Below are 23,210 nucleotides of genomic sequence, written 5' to 3'. Positions count from 1 at the left end.
CAGGTCCTAACCCTTCATCCGTTTATCGCTTTTCTTATCTTCTGTAAATATTTATCTTTAGCCCAACCTATATTCATAAGAAGACATGATCAAAAAACTTTCATGCCTGCTGCTATTGGTATTTTCAGTGCGGATGGCAGGCGCGCAGGACATTACTCATCTTTACCAGAACTGGTACACTTATTTCGGTACCGCTAAAATCAACAGCAAATGGGCGGTTCCTTTCGACGTTCAGTTACGACTCCGTGACGGTATCAGCGACAGAGGCCAGCTGCTGATGCGGGGAGGCTTACAGTACTCTCTCAACAAACAGAACCACGTATTATTGGGATACGCCTATGTGCCTACCTACAATAATACCGCCGACTCCTGGTTACCGGAGCACCGTATTTTCGAGCAGTTTATTCACAAAAGCAAAAAAGTGGATATGACGCACCGCTTCAGACTGGAGCAGCGCTGGGTAGGACAACCGGACCCTGCCGGTGAGCACAAGCCAGTAACCAACTGGAAATATGGTAACCGTACACGCTACTTCAATCGTACTCAGCTGGCAATCAAACATAAAGAGACGACCACGCCGTTTTATGTAGCCCTCCAGGACGAAATCTTTCTAAATCTCTGGGGAAACCAGATCAGCAACCTGCTATTCGATCAGAACCGCTTCCTGGTAGCGGCCGGTTATCAGTTTAATGCCAATCTCAAAGCCGATATCGGTTATATGAACCAGCTCATCCAGGTAACTTCAGGTGCTAAAACCATGAATCATATTCTGCACCTCTCCGTTTTCCACACATTTGAGCTATAATACATTATTCCGGGGTTCGGGGGGCTGGCCTCTACGAAGTAGAGGCCAGCCCCCCGTCCAACAAAAAGCGATGCCGGAGGCATCGCTTTTTGTTGGACGAAATAAATCATACGCACATAAAAAAAGCGCCATCAGGCGCTTTCTTACGATATCTTCTCTTTCAATAACCTCAAACATTCTTTATACGCCTCCGGCGTCTCAAATGCACTGCTGGGAATAAGAAAAAATGTTTTTTGATCTCTATATAGGTAGATGAATTTTTTTGTTTCTACCACCTTCGAAAACTTATTCCAGCCGATTACCCGTTCATGATAGGTAGCTCCGGTAGAAATCACTAATCCGTCGTCATTGAATCTCAGGCGGATATCATCTTTAAAGGTAGCTGCTTTATTGTAGATAGAAACCGGGAGTAAATACCAGAATATCCATACTAATGCCAGGATCATGATGGTAATACCAGTCAAGGCATTGATGGTAACCAGGTGGTAAAAATACCCGGCAAAGGTCGCTAGCAGGAAGATAATGATGGTATTGCGAAAGACTTTTATTTCGCCTCGATGCAGAAAATGATACCGCAATGCACTCAACACCTCATTTCTATCGTAGTTAAACTCTAAATGCATTAGGCAATCCCGACTTTCAATGATTTACTATCTGTTTACAGAAATGGATAATGGATTATCCATATCGTCGCGTCTGGTAACGGGTTCGTTCTTACGCGGACGTTTTACATTACTCAGGTCATCTTCGCTGAAACCTGGAAAATTCTTTTTTACAAAGAGAAAATACTGTTGCAGCACCTTAGGATCCACTTTAAATGGAAACAAAGGAGAACTACCATCCGTCGTCTTCAGGAAGTCGTTGGTATTGATCTTATTTTCGTTCTGCAGGTACCATTTGTACAGGTCCACAATCGCTTTTTCCAACTCACCTTCATCTACTTTTTCAGTAGTTTCAGCTTTGGGAAATAATAACAAAAACTCTTCTAAACGAACAGGCTTGTTATTGGTAGTGACGGTTTTGGAATCTTTACGGTTATCGTTGTTATCTCCTCCGTTTTTATCCCCGTTGTTATCTCCATAGATGAAGATCTTTTCTCCGTACTTTATTACCCCAGTGTTGGCATTTGCTGATGCGGCTGCGGCCAGTACTACCAACAGCAAGAACAACAGCTTCTTCATAAGGCGTAAATTTTTCGAGTCTAAAAATACAAATTATTTTCAGAAATCCTGCCTCGCCACAAAATTTTGCGCTGGAAAATTAACGCTTCTTTTTTTGCCAAAATCAACCAAAAACTCAAAGTTTTAGTCATTTTTGACTTAAAAAAGCAATCTGATCAGCTTTTTTATCTCTCTAAAAATCAATAAAAAAGATAATGAAAACTCAATCTTTGCCATTACCAACAAAACATAAGCCTTATGCTGCTTTGCTCCTTATGCTGCTCTGCGTGAAAGAAAAAGCGCCGAAGGCGCAACTCCCGGAAAAAACAAAAGCAATGGGCGAACCATTGCTTTCGAGAGTCATTTACGTGCGTGAAGAGTCACGCTGTAGGAATATTTGGTTTTTCATAGGACAGTAACCATAATAAAAATTAATACAATAACAAATATAATAAAATTATATCATGATGATCAGATCATGACAAATATTGAGAAATGAAAAAAATAACCCCTTGATTTTTCGATATCTCGAAAAAAAAGGCTCGTTTTTAAATGAAAATGAAAATCCTGATCAGCCGATGGGAATATCGGAGATAGAGTAGATGGTAAGTATGGACCGCAAATAGTAGTATTCCAGGAAAAAACACCCAATCGGGGTCTTTTTTAAAAAGTAAAAGGGCGCCTAGAAAAGCGCCCTCAATTTGTTACTATCCTATGAAAACCCTATTTGAATACAAAGGTAAGGGCATGTTATTTTTCTTTGAAATTTTAGAGCCTAAATAACATATCATTAACAAGAAGTTGCAACACCAAATCAGCTACAACCCATACTGTTACCGCAATTCAGGCATTTGTAGCACGTTCCCGAACGCACTGTTATATGACCGCAAACATTACAGGCAGGCGCATCACTTTGCATGCTTCGCATATAATCTTGCGTACTATTTTCACCTTTATGCACACCGGCAAGAGACTGCTTCACAGGCCTGGAGGCCGGCTGACCACTATCCACCTGGTTCCCCGGCGCCGTTACCCGCACACCCGACAGGGGAGGAGCAGGCAATTCCTCCGCAGTACCATCATCTTCCCCGGTATTGCCAGGCGCATCCAGCAAATGCACCAGGTCGGTCCGACCCAGGTACTCGTAACCCAACACCCGGAATATATAATCCACCAAAGACGTAGCCGTCTTTATATTCGGATGGTCTACCATCCCCGCAGGCTCAAACCTGGTAAATACAAACTTGTCCACAAACTCTTCCAGCGGCACCCCATACTGCAACCCCACCGATACCGCAATGGCAAAGCAGTTCATCAGACTGCGCAACGTAGAACCTTCCTTCGCCAGATCAATAAATATCTCTCCCAAAGTGCCATCGTTATACTCGCCCGTCCGCAGGAAGATAGTTTGACCTCCTACCTGTGCCTTCTGCGTAAAACCACCCCGCTTACCCGGTAATGTCTTATGCTCCACAATCCTCGACAACTGACGCTTTAATGTCGTATCCTTGCTGGCTATCATCCGTTTACTCACCTCTTCCAGCAGCTCTTCTGTACGCAGCTGTTCCAGGTCCGTCAACTGCAAAGGCTGCGCTGCGGAGGCATCTGCAGTCTTCTTCTTGTCGGCCTTATTACTCAGCGGCTGACTTAATTTACTGCCGTCCCTGTATAATGCACAGGCCTTCAATCCAAGCTCCCAGCTTAGATAATAAGCATCCGCAATTTCTTCCACCACCGCCTCATGTGGCAAATTGATCGTTTTTGAAATAGCCCCCGATATAAATGGCTGAGCTGCCGCCATCATGCGAATATGCCCGTGCGGATGAATATATCGCTGACCATTTTTTCCACATTTGTTGGCACAATCAAATACCGGCAGATGCTCTTCTTTCAGATAGGGCGCACCTTCCACCGTCATTGTACCACACACATAATCATTTGCTGCATCTATCTGATCATCTGTAAAACCCAGGGCATGTAACAGACTAAATTCTAAACTGAAATATTGTTCAGGCGTAAAACCCAATCTTTGTAAACATTCTTCTCCCAATGTATGTACATTAAAAACAAATGATATATCAAAGGAAGAAATAACCGCATTATCCAGCTTTTTCAATTCATCCCCGATAAATCCCTTCTCGCTCAGCGACTGATGATTGATATAAGGCGCTCCTGCAAAAGACCCCGTACCTTTCGCATAGGCTACTATCGCTTTTATTTCTGCAGATGAATAACCTAGATTTTTTAATGCAGTGGGTATAGACTGATTAATGATCTTGAAATATCCTCCTCCTGATAATTTCTTAAATTTCACCAGCGCAAAATCAGGTTCCACGCCGGTTGTATCACAATCCATCACTAATCCGATGGTGCCTGTTGGCGCGATCACCGTTGCCTGTGCATTACGGTACCCATACTGCTCTCCTAACTGCACGGCCTCGTCCCAGGCTACAGTTGCGGCTTTCAGCAGATAATCCGGACAATACACCGCATTGATCCCACCGGGCTTTATCTCTAATCCTTCGTAGGCATCAGCAGCATCATAAGCGGCAGCACGATGATTCCGCATAACGCGCAACATATCTTCCCTGTTAGCTGCATACCGCGCAAAAGGCCCCAGATGCGCCGCCATCTCCGCAGATGTTTTATAGGCAACACCTGTCATAATAGCGGTAATAGCACCGGTAATGCCACGCGCTTCTTCGCTGTCGTAAGGTATCCCACTCACCATCAGCATAGAGCCTAAATTGGCATAGCCCAGCCCCAGCGTTCTGTAATCATAACTCAGCTGCGCCACTTCCTTCGAAGGAAATTGTGCCATCAATACTGATATCTCCAGCACCACCGTCCAGAGACGCACCGTATACTCAAATCCAGGTACATCAAAACGGTTCGAATCTTCATCAAAGAACCGGCGAAGGTTCACCGACGCCAGGTTACAGGCAGTGTTGTCCAGGAACATATATTCCGAACACGGATTCGACGCATTGATTCGCCCTCCCTGCGGACAGGTATGCCACTCATTGATAGTGGTATCGTACTGGGTGCCGGGATCGGCACAGCGCCACGCCGCATAGGCTATCTGATCCCACAACTCGCGCGCAGCAATGGTTTTGACAGACTTACCCGTGGTACGGGCAATCAGGTCCCAGTCGCCACCTTCCTGTAACTGATGGAAAAATTTATTAGGAATACGAACGGAGTTATTGGAATTTTGTCCGGATACAGTTTTATAAGCTTCCCCTTCATAATCAGCAGCATATCCCGCAGCTATTAATGCGGCCACTTTCTTTTCTTCCTCTACTTTCCAGTTGATAAAATCCAGGATCTCGGGATGGTCGAGATCCAGACAAACCATTTTGGCTGCACGACGGGTTGTTCCACCTGATTTGATAGCGCCGGCAGCACGGTCACCTATCTTCAGAAAACTCATCAGACCACTACTGGTACCACCACCACTCAGCTTTTCACCTTCTCCTCTGATGGCGGAAAAATTAGTACCCACACCAGAACCATATTTGAATATCCTGGCTTCCCGCATCCACAAATCCATGATACCACCTTCATTTACAAGGTCGTCTGCTACACTGAGGATAAAGCAGGCATGCGGCTGAGGCCGCTCATAGGCAGAGGTAGATTTTTCCAGTTTCCCTGTGTTTTGTTCTACATAATAGTGTCCTTGTGGCTTGCCTTTTATACCATAACTTTCATATAATCCGGTGTTGAACCATTGGGGAGAATTAGGCACGCAGCCCTGATTCAGCATACTATACACCAGTTCATCATAGAACACCTGTGCGTCTTCCGGCGTTGCGAAATAATGATATTTTTCGCCCCAAGCCCGCCAGCAGTTGGCCATACGATGTACTACCTGTTTTACGGAAGTCTCCTTGCCGGTACTGCCATCTGCCTGTGGTACGCCTGCCTTGCGAAAATATTTCTGTGCAAGAATATCCGTAGCTATCTGCGACCAGCCCGACGGGACCTCCACATTCGTCATCTCGAATACTATATCACCCCCGGGGTTTCTGATGACCGATGTTCTGTAATCATATTCAAACTGATCGAACGCACTAACATTTTCCTTCGTATATTGACGTGAAAATGTAAGCCCGGCGCTAGTGTTTGCTGGATTTTTCATGCTGAATTTTTTCTAGGATCAGACAATAGTTAACAATACGTACTTTCTTAAACGCGGTTACTACTAAAATAATTTTTTAATTGCGGAGGACAACCCATTTATTTTGCACAAGTTGTGGATAATTCCACAAACTCTTTGGGGCCGGAATTGTTATACCAACAGTGGTACTATTGTCGTAAATCGGCTTAAATTTTGACAAATACTATCAGATGTAATTAACCTTATATAAAAAAGTATTTATCTTGATCTTCATGAATAAAAAATGAATCTCATGCATATTTATTTATCAATGTAGGTTATTAACAAAAAAATTATACATTTGCGACAACCGGAACAATGCGCTATTGATGTACAATAAAATTTACAATTCGTTCATCGAAAGGAAGTCTAAGAAGGAAAAAGCATTCGCGGTTTTAATTGACCCCGATAAGGTCACTCCTGCGGGCATCATTGAACTAGCCGCCAAATGCACCGCTGCCAAAGTGGACTATATCTTCCTTGGTGGCAGCCTTGTTATCACAGACCATCTGGACGAATGTGTCCAGCAGATGAAAGCCAGTTGCGATATCCCGGTTATACTATTCCCGGGAAGCCCATCACAGGTATCACGCTACGCTGACGCCCTTTTGTACTTATCCATGATCTCCGGAAGAAACCCGGAACTGCTGATAGGACAACATGTGGTTTCTGCCGCTGCTGTTAAAAAGAGCGGCCTGGAAGTCATTTCAACAGGTTATATGGTAATTGACGGTGGTGCACCTACTACTGTTTCTTATATCAGTAATGCTACGCCCATCCCGGCAGACAAGGCGGATATTGCCATGTGTACCGCTATGGCAGGCGAAATGCTGGGTATGAAAGTGATCTATATGGACGCCGGAAGCGGGGCTAAAAACCCGATCACCGAAACCATGATCAGCAGGGTATCCAGCCAGGTAAGCGCTCCTATCATCGTTGGCGGTGGTATCAGAGATGCTGAAAAAGCCTACCGCAACTGCAAAGCCGGCGCCGATATTATCGTTGTTGGCAATGCCATCGAAAATGATCTCTCTCTCATCAAAGAACTGGCTGACGCCGTACACTCCGTACCAGTCAACGCCTGATTCAATATCTGATCTTAAACGCTTTAATAAAGAGGGCCTTCACAGAAGTGAAGGCCCTAATATTTTATTTAGCAACTTTACAAGTCAGGCTCTTGGCCGCCTGTTTACAACACACTTTTTAATGGCCCCCCAAATATTACCAGCAACGGGGTTTCTGGCCTGATCATATCAGAGACTCATCATCTCCTTAAACTTCACTGCCTGTCTGCGGCTGACTTCAATTTTTTCACCGCCACGCATTTCAAGTAGTAATCCACCATTGAAATACGTATCAATTTTTTCAATCATACGAAGATTGACGATATGTTTACGGTTGGCACGGAAAAATACCCGCTCGTCAAGACGTTCCTCGAGCGCGTTCAATGATTTCAAAATCAATGGTTTATTAGTTTCAAAATAAACCCTGGCATAGTTACCCACACTTTCAAAAAGACGGATTTCCTGCAGTTTCACAAACCAGCAACGGTCCCCATCTTTCACAAAAACCTGGTCACTCTCGGATAAGGTAGTACGAATAGCGCCGGTAGCAGCCATACGCTCTTTCTCTTCCTGCTGGTGCAGCTTCTGAATCGCATCCGCCAGTCGTTTCGGCTCTATAGGCTTCAACAGGTAATCCAGCGCATTGTACTCAAAGGCTTTCAACGCATACTCATCGTAGGCAGTAGTGAAAATCACCTGCGGTGTTTTTTCCAACTCAGCCAACAGCTCAAAGCCAGTCTTGTCAGGCATTTGAATGTCCAGAAACAGGAGATCAGGATGTAACGTCTCAATCTTCTCGATACCATCCTTCGCATTAACGGCTTCTCCCACCACCACTATCTCCGGGTGATCGGCAAGCAGCTTCTTTAGCTCACTCCTGGCCAGGCGTTCATCATCTATTATCAATGCTTTTTTCATTGGCAATATGAAGTTTGGTTGAATGATTAATTTAGTTAATATAAAAATGCCATAGCAAGAATACTCCTGCTATAGCGGTTAAACAAATACATTTTCCTGCTTATAATATCGGCATTAATACCCTCGCCTCTACAATCTGTGCGTCCTTATTACGGATAGCAAAGGATGCACGGTTACCAAATAACAAACTTAACCGCTGCCTGGTACTTTCCAGCCCAAAACCGTGCCCATTCCTCGCGTTTTCCACAAACTGCCCGGTATTTTCAATGGTTATCTCATGCTGCAAGCCCTTCAAATGAGAACTAATCATCACGTTTCCACCATTGATGGTCTTGGAAATACCATGCTTGATCGCATTTTCTACCAATGTCTGCAACATCATCGGCGGTACCTGCAACGACAACGTATCCGGATCAATATCGTAAGTCACTACCAGCCGCTCCTCAAAACGAATCGTTTCCAGCGCCAGGTAATCCCTTACTATATTCAACTCCTTCTCCATACTCACCGTTTCCGACTTCTCCGCCGCCATAGAGCTCCGCAGGATATTCGACAACTCCGTTATAGCCGTTCGCGCACGCTGCGGATTCTCATCCACCAACGCACGGATACTGTTCAGCGCATTAAAGATAAAATGCGGGTTCAGCTGCGCCTTGATCGTCTTCAGCTCCAGCTCCTTTACCGTAGCCTGCAACGTCAGCTGGTCCACCTTCTCCGCCGTAGTACGCTCTACGTAATGGTACAGGAAGTAGATGGTCCACCACATCGTCGCAATCAGGTAAGCCGTTACCAGCCTTCTGAATACATCCGATATTGGCTGCTCATCCATAAAAATAAAACGCAGAATGAGATAATAGCAGATGAATAACAGCGTACCCGAACCTACCAGTATCCAGAAAAACAACAGCAATTGCTTATCCAGGCTATAGGTTCCCCAGTCTGCTTTGTGTATCAGATACCGGAAAAGATGTGTAGACATTACCCCCATTAAGGTAAATACCAGCAAATCTGCCGAAACAGAAAAGATAAAGGCATTAATCAGGAAATATGCTAACCATCCCAGAATCTGGCACCACCAATATTTAGAAATTACTTTAAACATTAATAAAAATTAGTATATCTCCTATTCTTCCAAATATACCGTTTGAACTTTCGGGGTAAAACCTAATTGTTACAAAAGGCAGATTGCATTTTTAACTGGTTTAGTTGGTCACTCACTAACAATGGGGCTGAAAGTATTCAAACAGTGCGATGGTATTTAAAATACAATTCTGTAAATTTAGGAAACTTATCAGATAGTCAAATAACCGAAGACCAAACGCCCAAAACCACAGCATTTTTACTTATTTTTGTTTTTTAAAATAAACCCTGAGCCATATTATGAATATTACGGCTGGTCAACTGTTGAGCCAAATCGAATATCCTGCTGATCTGCGAAAGCTCAGTAAGGAACAACTTCACCAGGTTTGTGAAGAACTGCGTCAGTACATCATTGACGTTGTAAGTGTGCATGGCGGGCACTTTGCTGCCAGCCTGGGTGTGGTGGAGCTTACAGTGGCATTGCACTATGTATTTAATACGCCTTATGATCAGCTCGTTTGGGACGTAGGCCACCAGGCTTACGGCCACAAAATCCTGACCGGAAGGAGAGAAGCATTTCCTACCAACAGGAAATACAAAGGCATCAGCGGTTTCCCTAAAAGAGACGAAAGTAATTACGATACCTTCGGCGTAGGACACTCGTCTACGTCGATTTCTGCTGCCCTCGGCATGGCCATGGCCTCCGCCTATAAAGGGGAGTTCGACCGCCAGCATATCGCAGTCATCGGCGACGGCGCCATGACAGCAGGTATGGCCTTCGAAGCACTCAACCACGCCGGCGTTGCCAATGCCAACGTGCTCATTATCCTCAACGATAACTGCATGTCCATTGATCCAAACGTAGGCGCCCTGAAAGAATATCTCACCGATATCACCACCTCTCCAACCTATAACAAATTACGCGATGACGTATGGAACCTCCTCGGTAAACTGCCGGTAGGTAAAAACTTCACCCGCGATATGGCCTCCAAACTGGAAGCCAGTCTGAAAGGTGTGGTGTCCAAATCCAGCAACCTCTTTGAGTCACTCAAAATGAGATATTTCGGCCCCATCGACGGCCATAATATTACCAAACTCACAGATACCCTGCTGGACCTGAAAGATATCCCCGGCCCTAAACTGCTCCATATCGTTACCACAAAAGGTAAAGGGTACGCACTCGCAGAAAAAGACCAGACCACCTGGCACGCACCAGGCCTCTTCGATAAAATCACCGGCGAAATCTTCAAAAAAGTACCGGAAAGACCACAACCGCCTAAATATCAGGACGTTTTTGGTCATACCATCATTGAACTCGCCGAACAAAACGATAAAATTTTAGGCATCACGCCTGCCATGCCTTCCGGCTCCTCCCTCAAATTCATGATGGAGAAAATGCCCAACCGCGCATTCGATGTAGGTATCTGCGAACAACACGCCGTTACCCTCTCCGCCGGTATGGCCACTCAAGGCATGCGTGTTTTCTGTAATATATATTCTTCCTTCTTCCAACGTGCATTCGACCAGGCCGTTCACGATGTAGCCATCCAGAAACTGCCGGTAGTATTCTGCCTCGACAGAGCCGGACTCGTTGGAGAAGACGGACCTACGCACCACGGCGTTTATGATATCGCCTACATGCGCGGCATCCCTAACGTTATCATCAGCGCACCAATGAATGAGGAAGAACTCAGAAACCTCATGTATAGCGCCCAGCTGCCTGATAACAACCTGCCTTATGTTATCCGCTATCCACGCGGACAAGGTGTTATGCCTGAATGGCGCACGCCGTTCAAAGCCATTAAACCCGGTACCGGCCGCAAACTCCGCGATGGTAAAGATATCGCCATCCTCTCCATCGGACACCCAGGCAACTTCGTGACCGAAGCTATCAGGGAACTGATGGCAGATGGCCTCCAGCCTGCACACTACGACCTCCGTTTCGTAAAACCACTGGACGAAATACTCCTCCATGAAGTATTCCAGCAATACGATAAAGTGATCACCGTGGAAGATGGAACCATCGTTGGCGGATTTGGCTCTGCCATCCTCGAATTCATGGCTAAACATAACTACAAGGCTGATATCCGCATGCTCGGTGTTCCTGATACCATCATCGAACACGGTAAACCGGAAGAACTCTTCCGCGAATGTGGCTACGATGCCGCCGGTATTGCCCGCGCTACCCGCGAAATGATGAAAAATAAAATCACCGTTACTGTCTGAAAATAACACAGCAGTAATCACCATATTTTTTCAGGGAGTTACAGGGTTTTCCTGTAACTCTTTTTTTATCCTCCCACTGCCATGTACCTGCAATTACGCATAAAAGATATCATCAGGGAAACAGAAGATACCAGAACCTATGTACTGGAAAATACCGACGCCACACCGATACACTGGCTCCCCGGACAGTTTCTCACTTTCCTTATTACCTTACATGGCATCACCCATCGCCGCTCCTATTCTATCAGCACCACGCCAGGAATAGACCCATTACCGGCCATCACCGTACGCCGCAAGGAAAATGGGGAGATATCCCGCCATATCCTGCACGACTGGCAAACCGGAGATGTTATTTCCGCCATTGCCCCCTCCGGGAGATTTACACCTGTTGCGCCATCGGCAACGCCCAGGGATATCTTCCTCCTGGCCGCAGGCAGCGGCATTTCCCCGGTTTTCTCCATACTGAATTATCTTTTAAGAGAAGAGCCCACGGCCCATATCAAGCTTATTTACAGCAATTCTTCGCCAGACAGAACAATCTTCCTCTCCCAAATACAATCGCTGGAAAAACAATACCCGGAACAACTGCAGGTCATCTACCTCTATTCCGGCGACCCGGATGCTACCCATACCTACCGCCGGCTCAGTAATCTGCTGCTGGAAACCATGGTAAAGCAATATATGCGCTATCAGCCGGCAGATGCTCATTTCTATCTCTGCGGCCCTCCGGATTATATGCGGATGATTATGTTTACGCTTACTTTTGCCGGCTTCAGCCAGGATCAGCTGCATAAAGAGAATTTCGTGGTAAATACAGCCGTTAAAATCGAAAAAACAGGCATTCCGGACGACAGCTCCCTGAAAGCCCTCACCATCCGGTTAAACGGTCAGGATTACGAACTGAAAATACCCGGCAATAAAACTATTCTGCAACATGCGCTGGAAAACAGCATTGCCCTTCCCTACAGTTGCAAAGGTGGCGTTTGCGGCTCCTGTACCGCCCGTTGCAGTACCGGAAAAATCAACATGAGCGTGAATGAAGTACTTACCGACAGGGAAATCGGAAACGGCTATATTCTTACCTGCGTTGGTTACGTAAAAGAGAGTCCCGCGACCATTGAAATCTAGTCCGGTACATCATCTGCACACATTAATTATTTTATCAAAATGAAAATAATTCAATCACAATACAGAGTATAATTATTTAATCTGCGAAATATTTATTTCCGATTTTTTATGGAAATTCAGGTATGCAAAGGGCTCCGTTGAAAGCTATACTCATGTGTCTGTTAGCTATTGTCGCTTGCATAAATGGATATTTCCTGGTTGCGGCCAATAGCGGTTTACAGAATATACCTGTCCATTTCCAATACCTGTTACTCTGCAACGAATTGTTGCTGCTTGTTGCAATTGCAACACTGGTAGTCATGACTGTACGTAAGGTGAAACACAGCGTTCAGTACGAAAGGCTTTTCTATGACCATCCTATCCCCATGTGGATTTACGAAAAGGACACCCTTCATTTTCTTTCTGTCAACAATGCGGCGGTCAACAAATACGGCTATTCCAGGCGGGAATTCCTTCAGCTAACAATCAAAGACATACGTGATCCGGGTGAGCTGAAATATCTCATGAATAATATTAAAGACCGTTGTGATGGTGTCGATTATCGCGGCATCTGGAAACACCGCCAGAAAGACGGTACTGAGTTTTTCGTGGAGCTTTATGCCCACTCTGTGACATATCGTGGAAAGGAAGCAAGGTTTATCATGGCCAAAGATGTGGATGATCAGGTGAAAGCGGCCAACAAGGCAACGGAACAGGGCAGCAGGTATGAAGTACTGGCACAAACCACCAACGACGCCATTTACGACCGTAATCTCCTGACCGGCGAAATCGCCTGGAACCACGGGTTATCCACCATCTTCCATCATCATAATGCCAAAGCAAACGATAATCTTCACTGGTGGAAAGACAATATTCACCCGGAAGACTCTCAGAAGGTGGTCAATATGATGGAAAATGCCATGCTGAACAAGCAACATTACTGGTCTGCCGAATACCGCTTCCGCTGTGCAGATGGCACCTACAAGTATATCTCCGACAGGGCCAGCATCACCTATAATGGTACTGTGGCTGTTCGTATGATCGGTATCATTCAGGATATAGATAACCATGTCCGCCAGGCTAAAAAGCTGGAGGAGCAAAATCGGACATTAAAAGAAATCACCTGGATCAACTCCCATGAAATCAGAAGGCCGGTAGTTTCTATTTTAAGTATAGCCCAGTTGTTTGATGTAAACAATAAAGATGCACAGTTCAACGCGCAGCTCATGGATTGGCTGCATCAGTCAACTTTACAGCTGGATGAAATCATTCATAAAATAGAAAAGAAAGCAAGGGAGATACACAATGATGTTTAACCCAGGCTTGCAATGAAGTGGTTGAATTCACTCTTCAGCTGCATGTATAATTGCTGGAATGTTTCCATGCGGCTTTGTAATGTGGGATAATCATGTACCGGGCGATCGTCGTGATGTACCTGTGATGGAATGTCTGAATGCTTTTTAGCGCTTTGTTTAATATCGTGGAACATTTCATCTGCAACTTCCCGTTGACGCAGCAAACGGTTTTCAAAATGCTCGACCTGGCTAAGTACTTCTTTAGGTGCCTTACTCAATGCGATCTGCTCTAAACGCTCCCGCATCAGGGTTACTTCTTCTTTTACTTCTCTGACTTCTTCCTTCCAGGAATTGAGCTGTTCATTCAGCTCAGTTGGTTGTGCGGTTGTACTCATGGTGTATAGTTTAAATGATGATGAAATAGCATCATTTCCAACGCTGTAGTCTTTATCCTGTCAACAGATTACACCAGACTATTGTTACCTGAGATTCACTTCGAAGGTACGTACTTTATTGATCCGAAACTGTAAAGATCCTATACTATTTTAGTGTTGAATTTCCTAGTACTGCAGCCAATTCCGGGAACTTTCCAAGTGCTTCCAGAATACCTCCGGCGCCAGGTTGTATGGATTGCAATACATGCGGCATTCCGGCAGTACTCCTTACCAGTTCTGCTTCAGATTCACCTACTACCACACCGTTAAATCCTGCGGCAAACATGGAATAATCATTCATCGTATCTCCTGCTACCAGTACTTTCTCCCTGGGTATCTGCAGATATTGGGTAAGTTTTAATACAGAAAAGCCTTTATTTACACCTTTGGGAAGAAAATCGAGATACTTGCCATCAGAGAGCAATATATCGCAGGCCAGCTGTTCTGCCATCTGCGAAGCATGTGCAAAATCCGTGTTTTCATCGTAGAAATAGGAGCAACGGTACTGCTGATGGGAATCCAGATGCAGTAAGCCATTCACCACTTTTAATTCCTCTCTGATATGGTCGCCGGGCCACAAAGCAGCAATCTGCTGTTGAATGGCAGCTACAGGCTGCTTTGATTCATAATGCGTTACCGTACAACCTACATCACAGATGATATATTCCGGCCTTGGTAACCAGTCTGAGCTGTCGAGTAAATCGAATACGCCGGCAACACCCCTTCCAGTTACAAAAACCAGTTTGATATCGTTATTATTACGAACAAGGTCATACAGTATTTTTCTATCGTTGTCTGTACCGCCCAGGAAGGTCCCATCAAGATCTGTAGCTAAAAGCATAGGCTAATATTATGCTGCAAAGTTACCTCATTTACGCCGCTAAGCCATATTAAAAAAGGGTGAACAGGTTTTGAAAGCCTGTTCACCCTCTATATAATGGGTTAGTAATTAGTACGACTGTTTACTGTATCATTGGCACATCTATCAACAAAAACTCTGCCGGTTTGGTTACATCAATTGTTAATGTATCATAATCAGCAATACCAATTCCATCTCTGGCACTCAATTTATCTTCTCCGATCGTAGCTTCTCCACTGATAAGAAACAGGTAACTTCCTTGTCCAGCCTGCTTCGGCTTAATGGCGAACTGTTGTCCTTCATCGAAATTTCCCAATGAAAACCAGGCGTCCTGGTTCAGCCATAACTTACTGCTTTCTTCGCCTGGCGATACAACTTCCTGGAATTTGTTATGCCTGTCTGCCGGGTCAAATGCCTGCTGGTCATATCTTGGCGCCACGTTCCTGTGTTTAGGGAATACCCATATCTGCAGGAAGTTTACATCATCTGTTTTAGATGCATTAAACTCGCTGTGCACGATACCTGTACCGGCGCTCATGATTTGAACTTCGTTCTTATTAATTACTTTATCTCTGCCGGTATTGTCTTTATGTGCAAGTGCACCATCCAATACGATGGATACAATTTCCATATTGTCGTGCGGGTGTGAACCGAAGCCCATGCCACCTTTAACGGAGTCGTCGTTCAGTACGCGCAATGCACCGAAATGGATCATATCGGGATTGTAATAGTTAGCGAAACTGAAAGTATGATATGATTTAAGCCAGCCGTGATTCGCAAAACCTCTGTCAGCCGCACGATGTATTACCTTTTTCATAATTGCTCCTGTGTTTAATTACGATACAAATATCGTACATCTGTGAGCGGTAGAGAATGGACGTTATTTAGAAAAGGGTGAACTTTTTTTCTTTCTCGCAAAGTGCGCAAAGATCCGCAAAGCTCGCAGAGACACTGTTGTTCCGCCTGCTGCGGGCTCGCAAAGCCAAACTTAGCTGATGGCGCGTGAATGGGGCGGACCTGAGGTCGATCCCGCCATGCCAGGGTGATTGGGGGTACGGGGCCCGAGGCCATTATTGGCATAAAATAAAAAAGCTGCTTCTACTTGTAGAAACAGCTTCTTTAAAAACATGAAACAATGGTAATTATACCAGTGTAGCGTCCATAGTAATTTTAGTATTCAGCAGTTTGGAAATAGGGCAGTTAGCTTCTGCATCTTTCGCAAACTCTTCAAATTTAGCGGCATCCAGACCAGGAACGCTGGCTTTCACTTCGAGGTGGCTTTCAGTGATAGCACCGTTTTCGAAGGTGATAGTGCATTTAGTATCGATGTTACCTGGGGTAAGACCGGCACCAGAGATGATGAAGCTCAGTTTCATAGTAAAGCAACCTGCGTGAGCAGCAGCGATCAGCTCTTCAGGGTTAGTACCTGCGCCATCTTCGAAACGGCTGCTGAAAGAATATGGAGTGTTGTTCAGCGCACCTGCCTGAGAAGAGAGTGTTCCTTTACCTTCTTTGCCGGTACCTTGCCAATTGGCTGAAGCGAATCTTTTCATAGTATTATCTGTTTAACTTTTTGCGGTGAAAAAAGCAGTGTAGGCCGCCAAATTACAAATAAATTCCGGGATTTACTGCAGGTTAGCAGATTGAAACATAAGCATAACAAAAGGCCCCCCGGCAATGCCGGAAGGCCTGTATTACTCCTGTCAATTGATCCCTTAAATTACTTCTACGAATTCTTCCAGTGGCTTACGTACTTTCTTCGCATGTTGCATCTGATCATCAGCAGCTCTGAAGCCTACGGCCGCAATTACTACTGCAGACAATCCCTTATCTTTCAATCCTAAAATTTCATCGTATTGCGCCGGATCGAAGCCTTCCATCGGGCTGGCATCAATTCCTTCAGCGGCGGCGGCTGTCAGTAAAAATCCCAAAGCAAGATAAGCCTGCTTTGCTGTCCAGGCAGCGGCACTGCCTGCATCCAGTCTCTTAACCGTACCTTTCATCACAGCAGCAAAATCATCTAACATCGAATGATCTATATTACGGGTAGCCGCAATATTCTGAGTATAGGCATCTACGTGAGCTTCCTGTAAATCAGCCACACGCGCAAATACGATCAGTTGAGAAGCATCAGTAACCTGAGACTGATTATAGGAAGCAGCTCTCAGTTTTTCACGTACTGCCGGGTTCTCTATCACCAGTATTTTATAAGGCTGTAAGCCATATGCAGACGCAGATAAACGTGTTGCTGTAATCAGGTTATTCAACTGTGCTTCGGTCAGTTTTTTAGCCGGATCATATTTCTTTACAGCGTAGCGCCATTCCAGCTTTTCTATAATGTTCATCGAAATTATTCTTTATAATTATTACTGTTGTTTAACCATTTGAACGCTAGCCAGCAATTTCACATCGTCGCTCAGCATTACGCCACCAGCTTCGGTTACAGCGTGGAAAGTCAGACCGAAATCTTTACGGTTGATTTTACCGCTCAGTTCAAAACCTGCTTTTACCTGGCCCCATGGATCTACAACTTCACCACCGTATTCAACGTTCAGTTCAACAGGGCGGGTATTGTCGCGGATAGTCAGGTCACCGATCAGCTTATAGGTTTCGTTGTCGATTTTCTTCACTTCTTTAGATACAAAATTCAGTTTTGGAAACTTCTCTACTTCGAAGAAATCGCCCTGTAACAGATGTTGGTCACGTTGTGCATTCTGAGTAGTGATGCTGTTAACATCTGCCTCAAAAGATATAGTAGCATTGGTAAAATCATTACCAGTAGTTTGCATGGTTGCATCGAATGTACCGAACTGGCCGGTAACAGTAGTGATCATCAGGTGTTTTACTTTAAACTGTACATCACTGTGGGAAGGATCAATTTTCCAGGTAGTCATTTTATTTAAAATTTTAAGTATTAATAATTGTTTATAGAGAGATATTTAAATGCTTTTATTAGTTCAGGAAGCCCATTTTACCGGCGTTGTAGTCATTGATGGCCGCTACAATTTCTTCTTCGTTGTTCATCACAAACGGTCCATAAGCGAAGATGGGCTCGTCAATAGGTTCACCACTCAGCAACAGCAATGAAGTATCTTCCTTAGCGGTGATCATGATTTCTGTACCCTGCTGATCAAAAAATACTGTTTCAACAGCTTTCGCAGCAGTACCGTCGAAGTCAGCTTCACCTTGCATCAAAACCGCCATGGTATTGAAGTGTGCAGGGAAAGAAACGGTTACGCTATCACCTTTTTTCAATTGCACATCAAATACATTTACCGGCGAATATGTGCTGGCAGCACCTTTCTGACCATTGAATTCACCTGCAATTACACGCAGGTAACTGTTTGCAGTAATGTCTACTACTGGTATTTCTGCTTTGGTAAGATTCTGATAATGTGGCTGGATATTTTTATATGCCTTCGGCAGATTTACCCACAGTTGTGCCATTTCTACCTTTCCACCTTTTTTGCTGAACGCTGTTTCATGCTTTTCTTCGTGTACAATACCACCGGCAGCAGTCATCCACTGTACATCCCCGGGAGCCAGTTTACCATAGCTGCCTGTAGAATCACGGTGTTCCAATGCGCCCTGATATACCACGGTCACGGTTTCAAAACCTTTATGCGGATGCTGGTCCACGCCACGCGGCCTGTTCGTAGGAGGGAAGTAAGAAGGAGCGCCATAATCCATCAGGATAAACGGACTTACCTTATTCTGCTCGTTACGGGTACCTCCAGGCAGTACACTGTGTACTCTGAAGCCATCACCCACCATATGCGGTGCAGGTGCTTTATAAATGTTCGTTACATGTTTTATCGTTTTCATATCGTCCTCCGATTAAGACAATACAAAATTACATGTCGCAACACCTATTTGAAATGGATAAATTTCAGCTAGTAATGGACTTTTTTCAAAAAGGGGAGATTTATGGCTGTGTATTGACCACTTTGGCAGCTTCTTTAAACTCAGAAGGGCTCTGGTTGGTATATTTTTTAAAGAAGCGGCTGAAATAATGAGGATCCTCAAAGCCAAGTTTGTAGGCTATTTCTTTGGCTGTCAGATCCGTAAAGTGCAAATAGCGCTGCGCTTCAAGGATGACCCTGTTACGGATATGCTCCCCGGCTGTGATACCGGAAAGTTGTTTGCTAATTTCGTTTAATAATACCGGTTTTATGTAAAGCAGATTGGCGTAATCAGATACATTCTTCAGCTCGGTATATTTATCTTCGATTAAGTTCTTGAATTTCAGGAATATAGAGCTATTATGTGCAGCATGTTGCTCGTTCGTGGCGATAACGCTTTCTCCTTTCACACGGGAAGCCAGTACAAGAAAATACCGCAGTAATCCATGCAGGGCGGTATCATAATCCGGTTCACGCAACGATAATTCCTTCATCATCAGCTTGATAACGGCGTCAAAATCTTCCGTATCACTTTCTGATAATTGGATAACAGAACTAAACTGGCTGTTGAAAAACAGGCTGGATTTGATAGCGGAGGTCTGTGACTGGTCCCGCAGGCACATAAATGAATCCTGGAAGGCGATCATGTACCCTTCAATTTTTTCGCTGGACTGGATGTTATGAACCTGTCCCGGTGCCAGGAAAAACAGGGTATTATCTTTAACCTCATGTGCTACAGAGTCAATAGTATGGCGTAATTTGCCCTTTCTGATCCAGTAAATCGTATAGAAATCATGGCGATGCGCTTTTCCGATCTGGTCAAAAAAGCTATCACCTAGTTCACACAAACCCGAAACGATAAAAGTAGGATTCGTGTGATTATACTCCGGTAAGGACAAGATTTCTATTTTTCCACGTTTATCAGCCATCTATTAAAACTCCTGCTTGTTCTTCCTCCCTGTCGGAAGGATCTATATAATCAATAATAAAGTTATTTCTGCCTTCTCCGACCATGATGGTCATATGTTTCATCTGCACTAACTCCAGCATACTGAGGAACAGAAAGATAGCATGTACACGGTCTTTACAATGATCAAAGATCTTCTCAAAAGACAGCGTGCGTTCATGTCTTGCCAGTTCTTCCATGTACATTCTGGAACCTTCCATGGTGTAGTCGTATTTATACACCACGTGCTGCGGTTTATTGTCACGCTCTTTCATGCGCTGCATGACCTTTTCAAAGGTTTTCGCCAGCTTGAAGAGTGTAAGTGTCTGTACCTCAGTACCTTCACTGGTAGCTTCCCCGATTTCGGCGAGCTCTTTCTGGATGTTACCACGTTTGATGGCCAGCATCCTGTCGGCCTCCATTTCAGCCAGTTCAATGGCGGCCTGCTTATAGCGCTTGTATTCCAGGATTTTATCGATCAGCTCTAAGCGGGGATCGATTTCATTTCCCTGCTCATCCAGCTCTTTACGTGGCAGCAGCATTTTTGCCTTGATACGCATCAACGTAGACACAAACAAAATAAACTCACTCGCCAGTTCTATGTTTAAAGCCTCCATCTGGTGGATATAACTCAGGAAGTCCTGCGTAATCCTATTTATCGGGATATTGTAAATATCCAGCTCATCGCGCTCGATAAAGAACAGCAGCAGGTCAAATGGCCCTTCAAACTGTGGTAGTACAATTTTGTATGTCGTTTGCTCAGTCACGTATATCTGTTTAATTGTCAACAGCAGCAGGTGTCTTATTAAGAACAGTTCCTGCTGCTGTATATATCAAAAATAACAAAATTCCGGCTAATTAAAACTTGGCGGCAAACCCGACCCCAATCACCTGCTTTACCTGTAATCGTGGCCCCATTACTCCAGTCTCTTTATTCTTAAAGACTTTCACATCATCATCATAAATCATATCTAAGGTCAGTACGGCAGAGATATATTTATTCACCTTCAGTTCCAGCGCATTCGTAAAGTAAACGTCTATATTCTGCGGATTATGACGATAATCGGAGAATAGATCTAAACGGCCTTTGTAGGCAATATTTTTTCCTATCGTTTTTATATAATTGGCAGAAAGGTAAGCACCCATTTCATATTTCACTGTTTTACCGGTATCAACACCATAAGCGCCCTGGTCAGACAGATACTTATTGAATACCGTTACAAATCTCGCTGTGATTGGAGATAAGAACAGGGAGAACTCCTTGTTTGGCCTCCAGTCAAAACCCGGAGACACCAGGATATAGGCAGGAGAGAAGAAGGTAGAGGAGAAAGTATGAGAAGTATCCGTATACAGATAACCATCTGTAAACTGTGTACGAAGGTTCACCAATCCGCTTACGTACCAGTTTCTCCCGATATCATAACCATATTTGGTGGTAAGGTCAATACGGTCATCGCTTTTACGACTTCCCAGACTGGTGGTACTGATGTAACCATATGCCAGATCAGCGACGTTGCTCCATTCTCTTCTGCCTTTTTTATAATTAGCCCAGGCGAAAACAGTAGCACCAAGAGAAAAAGAAAAATTATCACCACCCGCAGCCCAGTTACTTAATGATCCCTGGTTGATGTTGATATTCAGGTTCAGCCCCTTGTCCCATAATTTCGGAATAGTGTCTTTGGGGTCTTTGACTTTTAACTTTTTCGCAGCGGTTTCACGATCTGTCTTCATCCAGTCATTCTGTGCCTGTGCTGTCATTCCAAAAATCATCAGGCAGCAGGCAATGGATAAAGTAAATTTTTTCATCAATTTCATTTTACTCATTAGGATAAACAATAAACATATGATGCCTGCCACTTCCGGGTAGAAGCGACAGGCATAAAAATATTAGTCAGGAACTTAGTTTTTTGATTTTAATGTATCGCGGATCTCTGTCAGCAATTTCTCCTGGGTAGTAAGTTCTGCAGGAGTTGGGGCTTCTTCTTTCTTCTTCATTAGTTTATTCATTGCTTTCACCATCAGGAAAATACAGAAAGCGATGATCAGGAAATCGATAACACTCTGAATAAAGGAACCATATGCCAGCACGCTCTGGCCGTGGGCTTTTGCAGCAGCTATAGTAGGATACTTATTCGTATCAGCACCACCTATAACAACAAATAGGTCATTGAAATCTGTGCCTCTTGTAAAAAGACTAACGATAGGCATCAGCACATTATCTACCAATGATGTAACGATCTTTCCAAACGCTCCTCCAATGATCACACCCACAGCAAGATCCATTACATTGCCCTTCAAGGCAAACTCTTTAAACTCCTTAATGAATGACATAATGCAAGGTTTAAGTGGTTAAGTCTATAACGAAATTAGTATATTAATTGCGGAACATCTTCATTCACAATACATTATTTCTTCAGACGGGGATATTTCATCTTCAGAGATTTCAGTGTATCCCTTAACGTTACTGCAATCAGGTACTCTTTATACCAGTTCTGATCTGCCGGTATAACCATCCACGGTATATAGTTGCAGTTGTTAATGGCATCTTCATAGGCAGACATATACTTATCCCAGAGTTTGGCTTCTTCCAGGTCCTGCTCATTGTATTTCCACATCTTCCTTGGGTCTTCTGTGCGCTCTATAAGTCTTTGCTGCTGGGCTTCCCGGGATACATGCAAATAGAATTTCAGGATTTGTGTATTGCCATGTACGGCCAGTAATTTTTCAAAATCATTGATGGCATCCATTCGCTTATAGGCCACCTTATCATCAATCCACTTGTGTACCCGTTGTATCAGGATATCTTCATAGTGCGAGCGGTTAAATACCTGTATCATACCTTTCCCCGGCGCCTGCTTATGTACTCTCCATAAAAAGTCGTGATCCATTTCCTCCTTGGTAGGCGTTTTGAAGGAAACAACCGTACATCCCTGCGGATTCAATGTACCCGTAACGTTTTTGATTACACCATCTTTGCCGCTGGCATCCATTCCCTGGATGACCATTAAAATACTATGCTTATGTTCTGCATACAGGAGATTCTGGAGTTCGTCTAGTTCCAGTAAGATCTCTTTCGTTTCTGCTTTCAGTTTGTCTTTATCTGCTTTTTTGGGAGCGGTAGTGCTGATATCTGCTAGCTTGATTTTACCCATGGAATTGCATTCTTATAATTAAATTTAACAAAAACATCCCGGATGTGTTGCGTGTTTTCCGATCTTTTGCAGAAATAATCAGACCTTTGCTGTTCAAAATCTC

General features: G+C 44.3%; 23 protein-coding genes. 6 read left to right on the top strand and 17 right to left on the bottom strand.

The genetic code is table 11. From position 1 onward, the window contains the following. Positions 1-85: 85 nt before the first annotated feature. Positions 86-805, top strand: a complete 720-nt coding sequence (locus F3J22_RS04795) for a DUF2490 domain-containing protein (protein ID WP_167014824.1) — start codon at positions 86-88, stop codon at positions 803-805. A 143-nt stretch (positions 806-948) separates the two neighbouring features. On the opposite strand, the gene F3J22_RS04790 is transcribed toward F3J22_RS04795, so the two are convergent. Together F3J22_RS04790 and F3J22_RS04785 are read right to left on the bottom strand one after the other, a co-directional pair. Further along, complete coding sequence (locus F3J22_RS04790; protein ID WP_167014822.1) at positions 949-1,428, bottom strand: YcxB family protein; 480 nt, start codon at positions 1,426-1,428, stop codon at positions 949-951. Positions 1,429-1,455: 27 nt separating this feature from the next. Next, the gene (locus F3J22_RS04785) at positions 1,456-1,986 is read right to left on the bottom strand and encodes a hypothetical protein (RefSeq protein WP_167014820.1); all 531 of its coding nucleotides are present in this window, start codon (positions 1,984-1,986) and stop codon (positions 1,456-1,458) included. A 194-nt stretch (positions 1,987-2,180) separates the two neighbouring features. Here F3J22_RS04785 and F3J22_RS04780 point away from each other — a divergent pair, with 194 nt between their 5' ends. Continuing rightward, entirely contained in the window at positions 2,181-2,384 is a 204-nt protein-coding gene (locus F3J22_RS04780) for a hypothetical protein (RefSeq protein ID WP_167014818.1), read from the top strand. Between the two features lie 395 nt (positions 2,385-2,779). On the opposite strand, the gene F3J22_RS04775 is transcribed toward F3J22_RS04780, so the two are convergent. Then, positions 2,780-6,106 carry a vitamin B12-dependent ribonucleotide reductase gene (locus tag F3J22_RS04775; protein ID WP_167014816.1) on the bottom strand — a complete coding sequence of 1,109 codons (3,327 nt, stop codon included), beginning with the start codon at positions 6,104-6,106 and terminating at the stop codon, positions 2,780-2,782. Between the two features lie 347 nt (positions 6,107-6,453). On the opposite strand from F3J22_RS04775, the gene F3J22_RS04770 reads away from it, so the two are divergent. After that, a complete protein-coding gene (locus F3J22_RS04770) occupies positions 6,454-7,209 on the top strand; it encodes a geranylgeranylglyceryl/heptaprenylglyceryl phosphate synthase (protein ID WP_167014814.1) in 756 nt (251 codons plus the stop codon). Between the two features lie 168 nt (positions 7,210-7,377). On the opposite strand, the gene F3J22_RS04765 is transcribed toward F3J22_RS04770, so the two are convergent. Together F3J22_RS04765 and F3J22_RS04760 are read right to left on the bottom strand one after the other, a co-directional pair. Next, positions 7,378-8,106, bottom strand: a complete 729-nt coding sequence (locus tag F3J22_RS04765; RefSeq protein WP_167014812.1) for a LytTR family DNA-binding domain-containing protein — start codon at positions 8,104-8,106, stop codon at positions 7,378-7,380. Between the two features lie 100 nt (positions 8,107-8,206). Beyond that, positions 8,207-9,208 carry a sensor histidine kinase gene (locus tag F3J22_RS04760; RefSeq protein WP_167014810.1) on the bottom strand — a complete coding sequence of 334 codons (1,002 nt, stop codon included), beginning with the start codon at positions 9,206-9,208 and terminating at the stop codon, positions 8,207-8,209. A gap of 278 nt (positions 9,209-9,486) precedes the next feature. Between F3J22_RS04760 and dxs the strand changes: the two genes are divergently transcribed. From dxs to F3J22_RS04745, 3 genes are all read left to right on the top strand, one after another. Further along, a complete protein-coding gene (gene dxs, locus F3J22_RS04755; RefSeq protein WP_167014808.1) occupies positions 9,487-11,412 on the top strand; it encodes a 1-deoxy-D-xylulose-5-phosphate synthase in 1,926 nt (641 codons plus the stop codon). A gap of 81 nt (positions 11,413-11,493) precedes the next feature. Then, positions 11,494-12,540: an iron-sulfur cluster-binding domain-containing protein gene (locus F3J22_RS04750; protein WP_167014806.1), complete on the top strand. Its 1,047-nt coding sequence runs from the start codon at positions 11,494-11,496 to the stop codon at positions 12,538-12,540. 299 nt (positions 12,541-12,839) lie between these two features. Continuing rightward, complete coding sequence (locus F3J22_RS04745; RefSeq protein ID WP_167014804.1) at positions 12,840-13,835, top strand: PAS domain-containing protein; 996 nt, start codon at positions 12,840-12,842, stop codon at positions 13,833-13,835. On the opposite strand, the gene F3J22_RS04740 is transcribed toward F3J22_RS04745, so the two are convergent. From F3J22_RS04740 to F3J22_RS04685, 12 genes are all read right to left on the bottom strand, one after another. Beyond that, positions 13,832-14,209 carry a hypothetical protein gene (locus F3J22_RS04740; RefSeq protein WP_167014802.1) on the bottom strand — a complete coding sequence of 126 codons (378 nt, stop codon included), beginning with the start codon at positions 14,207-14,209 and terminating at the stop codon, positions 13,832-13,834. The genes F3J22_RS04745 and F3J22_RS04740 overlap by 4 nt on opposite strands. A 145-nt stretch (positions 14,210-14,354) precedes the next feature. Then, positions 14,355-15,089, bottom strand: a complete 735-nt coding sequence (locus F3J22_RS04735) for an HAD-IIB family hydrolase (protein WP_167014800.1) — start codon at positions 15,087-15,089, stop codon at positions 14,355-14,357. A 121-nt stretch (positions 15,090-15,210) separates the two neighbouring features. Beyond that, positions 15,211-15,924, bottom strand: coding sequence for a pirin family protein (locus F3J22_RS04730; RefSeq protein ID WP_205195141.1), 714 nt, complete (start codon positions 15,922-15,924; stop codon positions 15,211-15,213). 325 nt (positions 15,925-16,249) lie between these two features. Beyond that, positions 16,250-16,660, bottom strand: a complete 411-nt coding sequence (locus F3J22_RS04725) for an OsmC family protein (RefSeq protein WP_167014798.1) — start codon at positions 16,658-16,660, stop codon at positions 16,250-16,252. A gap of 162 nt (positions 16,661-16,822) precedes the next feature. Next, entirely contained in the window at positions 16,823-17,452 is a 630-nt protein-coding gene (locus F3J22_RS04720) for an NAD(P)H-dependent oxidoreductase (protein WP_167014796.1), read from the bottom strand. A 21-nt stretch (positions 17,453-17,473) separates the two neighbouring features. After that, positions 17,474-18,001, bottom strand: coding sequence for a YceI family protein (locus F3J22_RS04715; RefSeq protein WP_167014794.1), 528 nt, complete (start codon positions 17,999-18,001; stop codon positions 17,474-17,476). Positions 18,002-18,059: 58 nt separating this feature from the next. Further along, positions 18,060-18,932: a pirin family protein gene (locus F3J22_RS04710; RefSeq protein ID WP_167014792.1), complete on the bottom strand. Its 873-nt coding sequence runs from the start codon at positions 18,930-18,932 to the stop codon at positions 18,060-18,062. A 100-nt stretch (positions 18,933-19,032) separates the two neighbouring features. Continuing rightward, positions 19,033-19,908 carry a helix-turn-helix domain-containing protein gene (locus F3J22_RS04705; RefSeq protein ID WP_167014790.1) on the bottom strand — a complete coding sequence of 292 codons (876 nt, stop codon included), beginning with the start codon at positions 19,906-19,908 and terminating at the stop codon, positions 19,033-19,035. A 22-nt stretch (positions 19,909-19,930) separates the two neighbouring features. After that, entirely contained in the window at positions 19,931-20,722 is a 792-nt protein-coding gene (locus tag F3J22_RS04700) for a segregation/condensation protein A (RefSeq protein ID WP_167014788.1), read from the bottom strand. Between the two features lie 91 nt (positions 20,723-20,813). Further along, a complete protein-coding gene (locus F3J22_RS04695) occupies positions 20,814-21,761 on the bottom strand; it encodes a DUF3078 domain-containing protein (protein ID WP_167014786.1) in 948 nt (315 codons plus the stop codon). Between the two features lie 93 nt (positions 21,762-21,854). Next, positions 21,855-22,286, bottom strand: coding sequence for a large conductance mechanosensitive channel protein MscL (gene mscL / locus F3J22_RS04690; protein ID WP_167014784.1), 432 nt, complete (start codon positions 22,284-22,286; stop codon positions 21,855-21,857). A gap of 74 nt (positions 22,287-22,360) precedes the next feature. Next, on the bottom strand, positions 22,361-23,107 hold the full coding sequence (locus tag F3J22_RS04685; RefSeq protein ID WP_167014782.1) for a PPK2 family polyphosphate kinase: 747 nt from the start codon (positions 23,105-23,107) through the stop codon (positions 22,361-22,363). Between the last annotated feature and the right edge of the window lie 103 nt (positions 23,108-23,210).

This window comes from Chitinophaga sp. Cy-1792, from assembly GCF_011752935.1.
Classification (GTDB): Bacteria; Bacteroidota; Bacteroidia; order Chitinophagales; family Chitinophagaceae; genus Chitinophaga.
Note: the sequence above shows the minus strand (reverse complement) of the source record. Positions and strands in the feature narration are given on the sequence as shown.

Excerpts from the sequence above, each read along its gene's own strand:
- F3J22_RS04790 (WP_167014822.1), bottom strand. The coding sequence starts at position 1,428 with ATGCATTTAGAGTTTAACTACGATAGAAATGAGGTGTTGAGTGCATTG.
- F3J22_RS04770 (WP_167014814.1), top strand. The coding sequence starts at position 6,454 with ATGTACAATAAAATTTACAATTCGTTCATCGAAAGGAAGTCTAAGAAG.
- F3J22_RS04720 (WP_167014796.1), bottom strand. The coding sequence starts at position 17,452 with ATGAACATTATAGAAAAGCTGGAATGGCGCTACGCTGTAAAGAAATAT.
- F3J22_RS04775 (WP_167014816.1), bottom strand. The coding sequence starts at position 6,106 with ATGAAAAATCCAGCAAACACTAGCGCCGGGCTTACATTTTCACGTCAA.
- F3J22_RS04725 (WP_167014798.1), bottom strand. The coding sequence starts at position 16,660 with ATGAAAAGATTCGCTTCAGCCAATTGGCAAGGTACCGGCAAAGAAGGT.
- dxs (WP_167014808.1), top strand. The coding sequence starts at position 9,487 with ATGAATATTACGGCTGGTCAACTGTTGAGCCAAATCGAATATCCTGCT.
- mscL (WP_167014784.1), bottom strand. The coding sequence starts at position 22,286 with ATGTCATTCATTAAGGAGTTTAAAGAGTTTGCCTTGAAGGGCAATGTA.
- F3J22_RS04715 (WP_167014794.1), bottom strand. The coding sequence starts at position 18,001 with ATGACTACCTGGAAAATTGATCCTTCCCACAGTGATGTACAGTTTAAA.
- F3J22_RS04765 (WP_167014812.1), bottom strand. The coding sequence starts at position 8,106 with ATGAAAAAAGCATTGATAATAGATGATGAACGCCTGGCCAGGAGTGAG.
- F3J22_RS04740 (WP_167014802.1), bottom strand. The coding sequence starts at position 14,209 with ATGAGTACAACCGCACAACCAACTGAGCTGAATGAACAGCTCAATTCC.
- F3J22_RS04785 (WP_167014820.1), bottom strand. The coding sequence starts at position 1,986 with ATGAAGAAGCTGTTGTTCTTGCTGTTGGTAGTACTGGCCGCAGCCGCA.
- F3J22_RS04760 (WP_167014810.1), bottom strand. The coding sequence starts at position 9,208 with ATGTTTAAAGTAATTTCTAAATATTGGTGGTGCCAGATTCTGGGATGG.
- F3J22_RS04730 (WP_205195141.1), bottom strand. The coding sequence starts at position 15,924 with ATGAAAAAGGTAATACATCGTGCGGCTGACAGAGGTTTTGCGAATCAC.
- F3J22_RS04745 (WP_167014804.1), top strand. The coding sequence starts at position 12,840 with ATGACTGTACGTAAGGTGAAACACAGCGTTCAGTACGAAAGGCTTTTC.
- F3J22_RS04780 (WP_167014818.1), top strand. The coding sequence starts at position 2,181 with ATGAAAACTCAATCTTTGCCATTACCAACAAAACATAAGCCTTATGCT.
- F3J22_RS04735 (WP_167014800.1), bottom strand. The coding sequence starts at position 15,089 with ATGCTTTTAGCTACAGATCTTGATGGGACCTTCCTGGGCGGTACAGAC.
- F3J22_RS04750 (WP_167014806.1), top strand. The coding sequence starts at position 11,494 with ATGTACCTGCAATTACGCATAAAAGATATCATCAGGGAAACAGAAGAT.
- F3J22_RS04795 (WP_167014824.1), top strand. The coding sequence starts at position 86 with ATGATCAAAAAACTTTCATGCCTGCTGCTATTGGTATTTTCAGTGCGG.
- F3J22_RS04710 (WP_167014792.1), bottom strand. The coding sequence starts at position 18,932 with ATGAAAACGATAAAACATGTAACGAACATTTATAAAGCACCTGCACCG.
- F3J22_RS04695 (WP_167014786.1), bottom strand. The coding sequence starts at position 21,761 with ATGAAAAAATTTACTTTATCCATTGCCTGCTGCCTGATGATTTTTGGA.
- F3J22_RS04685 (WP_167014782.1), bottom strand. The coding sequence starts at position 23,107 with ATGGGTAAAATCAAGCTAGCAGATATCAGCACTACCGCTCCCAAAAAA.